General features: G+C 59.6%; 1 protein-coding gene. It reads left to right on the forward strand.

Going from position 1 to position 848, the window contains the following annotated elements:
* The coding region (locus R3X27_RS25510) for an FAD-dependent oxidoreductase (RefSeq protein WP_317711725.1) at nt 1–619 on the forward strand (619 nt) is incomplete at its 5' end.
* Nucleotides 620–848 lie beyond the last annotated feature (229 nt).

The following is an 848-nucleotide window of genomic DNA, read 5'->3' on the forward strand; positions in this document are numbered from 1 at the left end:
AGGGCAAGCTGTCCGCGTCACACTTGCGAACCCGAGTGAGACCGATAGCAAGGGCGCCTCGCGCATTCTCTCCATCGCCTCTGCGCCGCGCGATGCGAATCTGACGCTCATTACCCGGATGCGGGACAGTTCCTTCAAACGCGGCCTTGCTGCCCTGGATGCAGGGGCAGAGTTGACGGTTTCAGGTCCCATCGGACATTTCGCTCTACACGAAGACACCAGTCGTCCGGCTGTGTTCCTTGCCGGAGGCATTGGGATCACGCCATTCCTGTCGATGATCCGCAACGAGGCCCACAAGGGATTCGAGCGAAAGATCACACTCGTCTACGCGAACAGCCGCCCGGACGATGCCGCTTGCCTCGGCGAACTGCAGCACCTCGCCGACATCCACCCGAATTTCGAGCTGGTTGCCACGATGACTGCACCGAAAGGCAGTCACTGGAAGGGTGAAATCGGGCGTATCGACGGGTCGATGCTGCAACGCCACGTTCAGGATCCGAACGAGCCGATCTACTACTGCGTCGGTCCGGCCAATATGGTCGCCTCGACACAGGATATACTCTCCCGTCTCGGGATCACCCCACAGGACGTTCGTGTTGAACAGTTCGCCGGATACTGAAAACCCAAAGGTGATTGCCGGTGCTGCCCGAACCCGAAAACAGCCATCCTGTCCAGACACTCCGATGACTGTAAGGTCCGCGATCAACCCGTTGGAGCGGACCGCAGCATTTGGGAGTTTGGGGTTCTGACCCGTCGTTCGCCGCACTTTTTCCCGAAAGGTCGCACTAGAGCTTTGCGGACGTTCGCTGGGTCGCCATCGAACTCACACAACGCGGGACATTGCGGTC

The organism is Tropicimonas sp. TH_r6 (assembly GCF_033101155.1).
In the GTDB taxonomy this organism is placed as follows: domain Bacteria; phylum Pseudomonadota; class Alphaproteobacteria; order Rhodobacterales; family Rhodobacteraceae; genus Tropicimonas.